This window comes from Acidocella aminolytica 101 = DSM 11237 (assembly GCF_900129125.1).
Lineage (GTDB): Bacteria > Pseudomonadota > Alphaproteobacteria > Acetobacterales > Acetobacteraceae > Acidocella > Acidocella aminolytica.
Map to the genome: position 1 here is coordinate 1 of NZ_FQVJ01000071.1, position 7881 is coordinate 7881.

6 protein-coding genes and 2 pseudogenes are annotated in these 7881 nt (G+C 57.3%); 3 read left to right on the plus strand and 5 right to left on the minus strand.

All coding sequences use genetic code 11. From position 1 onward, the window contains the following. Window positions 1–5: 5 nt before the first annotated feature. The gene (locus tag BUB54_RS19305; RefSeq protein WP_073212031.1) at window positions 6–692 is read left to right on the plus strand and encodes a fumarylacetoacetate hydrolase family protein; all 687 of its coding nucleotides are present in this window, start codon (window positions 6–8) and stop codon (window positions 690–692) included. A 44-nt stretch (window positions 693–736) separates the two neighbouring features. Here the strand turns inward: BUB54_RS19305 and BUB54_RS19310 are convergent, their stop codons facing one another. The 4 genes from BUB54_RS19310 to BUB54_RS19325 all read right to left on the minus strand — a co-directional run bounded on the left by BUB54_RS19310 (window position 737) and on the right by BUB54_RS19325 (window position 4812). After that, window positions 737–1582: an NAD-dependent epimerase/dehydratase family protein gene (locus BUB54_RS19310; protein ID WP_048878287.1), complete on the minus strand. Its 846-nt coding sequence runs from the start codon at window positions 1580–1582 to the stop codon at window positions 737–739. Between the two features lie 32 nt (window positions 1583–1614). Beyond that, window positions 1615–2898, minus strand: a complete 1284-nt coding sequence (locus BUB54_RS19315; protein WP_048878286.1) for an MFS transporter — start codon at window positions 2896–2898, stop codon at window positions 1615–1617. Between the two features lie 80 nt (window positions 2899–2978). Then, a complete protein-coding gene (locus BUB54_RS19320) occupies window positions 2979–4133 on the minus strand; it encodes a lactonase family protein (protein WP_199444681.1) in 1155 nt (384 codons plus the stop codon). Beyond that, window positions 4093–4812: a ribonuclease activity regulator RraA gene (locus BUB54_RS19325; RefSeq protein WP_048878284.1), complete on the minus strand. Its 720-nt coding sequence runs from the start codon at window positions 4810–4812 to the stop codon at window positions 4093–4095. The genes BUB54_RS19320 and BUB54_RS19325 overlap by 41 nt, the downstream gene beginning before the upstream one ends. A gap of 416 nt (window positions 4813–5228) precedes the next feature. Here BUB54_RS19325 and BUB54_RS19330 point away from each other — a divergent pair, with 416 nt between their 5' ends. Together BUB54_RS19330 and BUB54_RS20090 are read left to right on the plus strand one after the other, a co-directional pair. After that, the gene (locus BUB54_RS19330; protein ID WP_048878283.1) at window positions 5229–6779 is read left to right on the plus strand and encodes a UxaA family hydrolase; all 1551 of its coding nucleotides are present in this window, start codon (window positions 5229–5231) and stop codon (window positions 6777–6779) included. Window positions 6780–6904: 125 nt separating this feature from the next. After that, window positions 6905–7604: pseudogene (locus BUB54_RS20090) on the plus strand (IS5 family transposase). 13 nt (window positions 7605–7617) lie between these two features. Here the strand turns inward: BUB54_RS20090 and BUB54_RS21330 are convergent. After that, window positions 7618–7881: pseudogene (locus tag BUB54_RS21330) on the minus strand (IS630 family transposase); the annotation flags it as partial.

Below are 7881 nucleotides of genomic sequence, written 5' to 3' on the forward strand. Positions count from 1 at the left end.
TGAAGATGCCTGATTTCGTATTCGCGCCGCCGCCACCCGTGACCGTGCCGGTTACCGATGGTCGCCTGTTTCCCGTACGTCGAATCTTCTGTGTAGGCCGCAATTACGCCGCCCATGCGCGCGAGATGGGTAATGACCCGACCCGCGAGCCGCCTTTCTTCTTCACTAAACCCGCGGATGCGTTGGTGCCCGCCGGGCAGGACACGCCTTATCCCAGCCAGACGAAAAACCTGCATCATGAGATCGAGCTTGTGGTCGCCATCGGTACGGGAGGTCAGGAGATCAGCCCAGCACAGGCGTTGTCCCATGTATTCGGCTATTCCATCGGCATCGATCTGACCCGGCGGGATTTGCAGGATGAAGCCAAGGGGCTCCGCCGCCCGTGGGATTTAAGCAAGGGGTTCGACGCATCCGCCCCCATTGGCGCCATTGCCCCGGCCAGTGCGGTTGGCCACCCGGCCGCCGGGCGCATTGCGCTTAGCGTGAACGGGCAGATCCGGCAGGAAGGGGATCTCGCGGACCAGATCTGGCCGGTGCCGGATATCATCGCCACGTTGTCGCGCTTCGTGGCCCTAGCGCCGGGTGATCTCATTTTCACCGGTACGCCGGAAGGCGTCGCTGCGATCGTGAAGGGGGATAAGCTGGTCGGCGAAATCGCTGGGATCGGCACGCTGTACACCAAAATCGTTTAACAAAAAGAGGCCACCATTTTCACGAATGGCGGCCTCTTTTGGGGTTACTCGTCTGTGGGAAACAGCATCCTTGGCGCGAAATCCTCCCGCGAAAACCCCATCGCGCAATAACCGCCGCCCTGGTAGCGCTCCGCTGCTGGGCTGTTACTGGTTTTGCCGTCCAGCTCCGGAATGAAGCTGTCCACACTATCCTGCGGCGACCAGCCTATGATTTCGCGCCCGTCTTTGCACCACCATGTCATACGGCTGTTCCGTGATGCGCCCCAGATAACCAAGCAGCCCGTCGGCCCTAGGCTGGGCGCCAGCGTGCTGCGTTCTACCAGTCGCGTGAGGTCGCCGTATGAGAACCAGGTGCTGAGCATCCGGTCATCCAGTGGGGCGGGGGTGCAGGAGCCGATGCGCAGGAACACGCTTTGTGTTCCGTGCTTGGCCCAATAAAGCCGGCCCATCAGTTCACCATAAGCCTTAGAGAGGCCATAATAGCCATCCGGCAAAAGATAGGCGGAATCATCGATCGCCTCATCGCGCTCGTGAAAGCCGATTGTATGATTAGAGGAGGCGAAGACCATCCGCGCCCCCTCCCACCTCGCAGCCTCGTAGGCGTGGTACAGCCCTCGTATATTGGGGCCGATCACCGTTTCAAATGGCTGCTCAACGGAAATGCCGCCGAAATGTAGGATGGTGCCACACCCTTCGGCAACACGCCGAATGGCCGCGCCGTCGTTCAAATCCGCCCTTGTGAAAATCGCCCCTTCCGGCACGGGATCGGGAAAAGGGGCGATATCCGTGAGTCGCAAACTCCAGCCCTGGGCTGCCAGAGCGTGGGCAAGAACACGGCCCAACACGCCGGAGGCGCCTGTCAGCAGCACTGGTTTCTTGGGAATAGTCATTCTTGTGTTGTCTCCTGCGTGATTGGCCCGCCTTATTCGGCGGGCTGTTCCACCATCATGTTATTCGAGGCCGGGCGCTTCACAAAGATGGCCATGGCCACCACGCCTGCCACGGCAATGGCCGAAGCCACGGCAAAGGCGCTGCTGTATCCGCCAAGATATTGCACGGCGAGGCCCGTGGCAGTTGGCCCGATGATGCCGGAAATATTGCTGAGCAGATGAATGAAGCCGCTTACCCCGCCGACGCGCCCCTGCGGCACCAACTCATGGATTGTCGCCCAGCAAGCTTGCACGGAGGCCGTCAGCATCATCACAGCGAAGGCTATCAGGGAAACCGCCATAGTCGCGCCCGATGCCATGTTCACCGCCAGCAGTGCTATAGCGGCCAGAGCCAGCGGAATGATGGTCGCTACCTTGCGGGCAGTCACTCGGTTTTCCATGTGCTTATACATGAAATCCGCCACCATGCCGCCGCCAGCATAACCCACAAACCCGCACGCCCAGGGAATGGCTGCCACGAAGGCCATCTGCTTCACCGGCAGGTGCAGCGCATTGGTTAGATAACTTGGCAGCCAGGAGAGGAAGATGTAAAGCGTGTAATTTACTGCAAACATGCCGAGTCCGAGCGAAAGCGTGCTCGGCAGCGCCAAGTAATGGCGCAGCGGCTTTGCCTCGTTCTGAGACGCCACATCAACAACCCGGCTTTGCGCGATCATATCGATCTCGTCGCGTCCCGCACGCGGATTGTCGGCGGGTTTGTCCGTCATCAGCCATCGCCAGGCAATAACCCATACAAGCCCGAGAGCTCCGATCGCGAAGAAGGAAATCCGCCAGCCATAGGCGATGGCTAACAGTCCGACCACTGGTGCGGCGATGGCGCTGCCCACTGTCTGACCCGAGAAGGTAAACCCGATGGTGCGTGAGGTTTCCTCACGCGGGAACCAGGTGGTGATGGTACGATTGGTCGTGGAGTTCATCGGGCCTTCTGCGAAACCGAACAGGATGCGTACAACCAGCATGGAGATGAAGCCGCCCACCGCGCCGGTGAGCCCGCACAGCACAGACCAGAGCGCCGCCGACCAGCTATAAACCGCGCGTGGGCCGTAACGGTCGGCCAAAGCTCCACCGACAAAGGCGAAGGCCGCGTATCCGAAGAAGAAAACACTGAAGATGACCCCCAGCTCAGACGGTGAAAGCCCGAGATCCTTTTTCACAAATGGAGCCGCTACGCCTAGCGCCGCTCGGTCCATGTAATTGATGATGCCAGCGATGAAGAGTAGAAATGCAATTACGAAACGATATCGTCCCGGATTCATGTCTTGGTCCTCCAAATGACCGCGATTGTTTGCGGATTATGATTTTTGAAACGGCGCCGGCTCTGCCGGACCGAGAAGCCTTAGGTGGGTAGAAAGGCGATTGTGCAGGGGCTGTAGCTGTGCAGCGTGGCGCGGCGCGGAATCAGTGTGCCGTCTGCTTCGTCGATATCGAAAAACACTAGATTATCGCCTTGCTCATTCGCTGCAATAATCTGCCGCCCATTCGGTGAGAGGATGATGAAACGCGGGTCGCGTCCGCCGGAAGTTGTGTGATTCAGCGGGGCAATGCGCTGTGCCTCGCTATCGTACTCGAAACAGGCAATGCCATCCTGTCCGCGGTTGGAGACATAGACGAACCGTCCGCATTGTGTGATGGCAATCGCGGCGGCAGAGTTAGCGCCAAAGAAATGCTCCGGTAAAGTGCTTACCTGCTGCAACGGCGTCAGGTTCCCAGCCACCGAATTCCAAGCGCAGAGAACCAGCGAGGACTCAAGCTCATTCACCAAAAAAGCCACATCCTCGTGCGGATGAAAGGCGATATGGCGCGGCCCGGCCCCCGGTCGTAGCATGGCACGATTGACAATGCGCAGCCGTGCCGAGACTTCATCGAAGGCCAGAGTGAACACACAATCCAGCCCCTTGTCCGGCACCACGAAAAACCGGCCGGATGGGTCCGGCACGATATGGTGTGGGTGCGAGCCATGCTGTTCCTGCCGGTGCGGTCCCGGCTCGCCGGGTAATTCCAGCTGGTCGATGAAGGAACGCAGAGTGCCATCCGGTTCCACCGGTAGGGTCGCCACGGAACCGCTGGCATAATTTGCTACCAGCAGAAAACGCCCGGATGAGGTAAGCGCCAGATGCACCCCGTTCATCCCGCCCGTTGCCGCTTGGCCGAGAAGCCGCAACTCCCCAGTTTCCTGATCAAGGCGAAATGAACTTGCAAAATCGGAATCGCCATGCGCGGCGTAAATCACTCCGCGCGCCAAGTCACTCATCAGGAAGGAGGGATTGATTAGGCCGGTTATCCCTCCAGCCTCTTGCCACATATCTTCCTTCAGCCGATAGATCCCGATCCCAGTGCCGCGCGCCTTGCGCTTTTTGGTCGTGAAGCTTCCGGTGAAGGCGTAAAGCGCGCACTCACCCGCAAACTGCGGCATTGGGGATGGCGTGGAGGCGAGGTTCATTTGCCGACCGTTATTCCGCAGCCTTGCCCAGGCCAGCTTTATGGGCCTCATAACGCGCCTTATTTTCGGCGTTGGGTGGGTACAAACCGGGCAGCGTGGCACCGCCTTCCACCTGTTCGTAGATCCAGCTTTCCAGCCGTTCCTGTTCGATGGCGGTTTCCACCACCTCATCTACCAGCGTCTGCGGAATCACCACGGCGCCGTCGGTATCGGTTACGATTATATCGTCTGGGAACACTGCCACGCCGCCGCACCCGACAGGTTGCTGCCAGGCTACGAAGGTAAGCCCCGCTACGGAGGGCGGTGCCGCCGCACCGGAACACCAAACAGGTAGATCCGTCGCCAGAACCCCCGCCACATCACGTACCACGCCATCGGTTACCAGTGCTGCCACGCCGCGAACCTTCATGCGCTTGCACAGAATATCGCCGAAAATTCCGGCATCCTTCACGCCCATCGCATCCACCACAGCAATGCTGCCTTCCGGCATCGCCTCTATGGCAGCGCGGGTTGAGGTGGGAGAGCTCCAGGATTCCGGTGTCGCCAGATCCTCTCGCGCTGGCACGAAGCGCAGCGTGAAAGCCGGGCCGACCAGCCGCTTCAGCCCAGGGCGCAGTGGCTGCGTGCCGCGTAGCCATACATTGCGTAGTCCTTTCTTCAGCAGCACAGTCGTCAGCGTGGCAGTGGAGATGGACTGAAGAACGGCAATTTTTTGAGCGTCGAGCGGCATATATATTGGTCTCCATGAAGTAGAATTCGTCGCCTAGTCGGGGTCTGGGGCGAGGTTGTCCTGGCTCACTTGCGCCCTCGCGGCCAGTTGATCCAATCATGGCCGGTTGGTCCGACCATATTCACGTAAGAACCATATCACCCGGAAGAGCCAAGAAAACCTCATGAGATATATCATCAAAAAACGCTTTTTCTTTTGTTCGGCCGTTGGGTCGCACTGTCGCACCGAAGAAAATTTTTAGTCTGAAGATAGCATCAGCTGCGTTTTATTTTGGTTTGGGCGGTTCCATTGTCTAAGCGAACACGGGCGGATTTCATGTTCCGTGGCGTCCGATAAGAACAGAATGGGAGAACCGGCATGGGCTCGCACCCCGGCAAAGCGGTTTGTTTCCGGCAACATGTTACAGGATTGAAGCGATGACTGCGATTGAGACCACCCGGAAGCACATGCTGGGGCCGTTCCTGCAACTCCATCCAGGTGACAATATTGCTGTAGCCCGCGCCGAGGTGCCAGCCGGCACCGAAGTTGCGGAACGCTTCACCACCCGTGCCGTTATTCCCGCCGGGCACAAGGTGGCACTGAAACCTATCTTGCGGGATCAGCCAGTGTTGAAATACGATGTAACTATAGGTTTCGCATCGCAGGACATCGCCGCGGGCGATTATGTCCATAACCACAATATGCGCTTTGAGGATGTGAGGCACGATTACGCCTATGGAGTTGATTACCGTCCGACGGAGCTTTTGTCCCTCGCGCAGCGTGCCAGCTTTCAAGGCATTATCCGCGCGGATGGCAGAGTGGCAACCCGGAACTATATCGGCATCGTCTCCACAGTGAATTGCTCTGCCACTGTAGCCAAGAAGGTGGCAAATTGGTTTACCTCTGAACGCCTTGCGGATTATCATCATATCGACGGTGTCGTAGCCATCACTCACGGGCTGGGCTGCTCCATGGAAATGACAGGTGAGCCCATGGCCATTCTACGTCGCACGCTGGGCGGTTATATTCGCCACGCTAACATGGGCGGGGCCGTGGTCATCGGGTTGGGCTGCGAGCGCAACCCGATCTCCGAGCTATTCATTGATGAAAATCTCACGGCGGGCCCGATCCTGCGTACCTTCGTGATGCAGGAAACCGGCGGTACAGCGAAAACTATCGATGCCGGTATTGCGGCGGTGAAAGAGATGCTGCCTCTCGTCAACGCCATTACGCGTACGCCCGTGCCGGCCAGCCATCTTACCGTGGGGCTGCAATGCGGCGGATCGGATGGGTTCTCTTCCATCACCGCCAATCCGTCCCTGGGGGCGGCCATTGATCTTCTTGTCCGCCATGGCGGTACCGGCATTCTTTCTGAAACTGCGGAGATCTACGGTGTGGAGCACACGCTTACCCGTCGCGCTGCCAGCCGTGATGTGGGAGAAAAACTCATCGAGCGCCTGCGCTGGTGGAAGGACGAATATTCCCCTGGGCGAGATACGCAAATCAACGGCAAGGTCACACAGGGTAATAACGCGGGCGGGCTTACCAATATTCTTGAAAAATCCCTGGGCTCCTCGATGAAGGGCGGTACCAGCGGACTCATGGCTGTCTACCGCTACGCAGAAACCATAAAGCAGAGTGGGCTGGTTTTTATGGATACACCTAGCTTCGACCCCATCTCTGCGACCGGCCAGGTTGCAGGCGGGGCCAACCTCATTGCCTTCACTACCGGGCGCGGATCGTGCTTTGGCTCCATTCCCGCACCCACGGTGAAGCTTGCCACCAACACTCCCATGTATCGCCGCATGCGGGACGATATGGACATTAATTGCGGTGAAATTCTGGACGGCGAGGAAACCATTGAAACGATGGGAAGGAAAATTTTCGAAGCTTTTCTGAAAATTGCTTCAGGCGAGCCATCCAAGAGTGAAGTACTAGGTTTGGGGGAAAGTGAATTTGTGCCGTGGCAGGCTGGCATTTTCAATTAGAACCAATCGACATTCAGCTCTTCCGGTACGAGCAGCTTTTGTGATTCATAGAGTTCCAGATTCACGGTCTTGAGTTTTTGATGGCGACGAAGCGTTATGAGTTATCTGAGAAGCAGTGACGTCGGATTAGCTCGTTGATTGCTGGGAAAGCCTCTGACCCCGGTCGGACCGGGGCTGATAATCGATTGTTTGTGAACGTGGTTCTTTGGGTAATTCGCTCCGGCGCGCATTGGCATGACCTGCCGGAGCGGTACGGAAAATACAAAACCGTACATAAACGCTTCACCCGATGGGCCAAAGCTGGCGTCTGGGAACGGATTTTTGATGACCTAACAAGTGATCCTGAGAACCAGTACCTAATGCTCGACAGCACCGTGGTCCGCGCCCATCAACGGAAAAGGGAGGCAAGAACCAGGCTCTGGGGCGTTCCAGAGGAGGATTGACTAACAAAATCCATACCCTCTCCGATACAGAAGGCAGGCCATTGCGCTATATTCTTGCCGGCGGAGAAGCACATTACATCCCAGCCGCCGCTGATCTCTTGGACAGCCAAACTGCCGGTGGTATCTTCGCAGATGAGGCTTATGATAGCAACGAACTCCACGAAATGATCGAGGAGGCCAATATAGAGGTTGTCATCCCCTCAAAGCAAAATAGAAAATCCAAATCCCACACGATGTCAAAGCCTATAAGATGAGAAATCGCATCGAAAGGTTCTTCAATAAGCTCAAACATTTCCGCAGGGTAGCAACCCGTTACGACCGAAGGGCCGTGCATTTCCTAGCAACCGTTCAACTCGCTTCAAGCATGATTTGGATGTGCTGAATGTCGATTCGACCTAGTGTCCTGATTCGGAATTTGTCTTCATTTTGGGCATTTTTGTGAGGGACCGCAGGCAGAAGCGTTGAATTGAGGCGAGGATATCGTCGGCGCTCTTGGTCCATCTGAACGGCTTTGGATTGGCATTGTTGGTATCGATATAGGCTGTGATGGCGCGCTCGAGTTCTGCGACGGAGCGGAACACGCCGCGTCTGATGGCTCGATCTGTCAACAAAGCGAAGAAACGTTCGACCTGATTGATCCAAGACGCTGAGGTGGGTGT

Excerpts from the sequence above, each read along its gene's own strand:
- BUB54_RS19305 (WP_073212031.1), top strand. The coding sequence starts at position 6 with ATGCCTGATTTCGTATTCGCGCCGCCGCCACCCGTGACCGTGCCGGTT.
- BUB54_RS19310 (WP_048878287.1), bottom strand. The coding sequence starts at position 1,582 with ATGACTATTCCCAAGAAACCAGTGCTGCTGACAGGCGCCTCCGGCGTG.
- BUB54_RS19315 (WP_048878286.1), bottom strand. The coding sequence starts at position 2,898 with ATGAATCCGGGACGATATCGTTTCGTAATTGCATTTCTACTCTTCATC.
- BUB54_RS19320 (WP_199444681.1), bottom strand. The coding sequence starts at position 4,133 with ATGAGGCCCATAAAGCTGGCCTGGGCAAGGCTGCGGAATAACGGTCGG.
- BUB54_RS19325 (WP_048878284.1), bottom strand. The coding sequence starts at position 4,812 with ATGCCGCTCGACGCTCAAAAAATTGCCGTTCTTCAGTCCATCTCCACT.
- BUB54_RS19330 (WP_048878283.1), top strand. The coding sequence starts at position 5,229 with ATGACTGCGATTGAGACCACCCGGAAGCACATGCTGGGGCCGTTCCTG.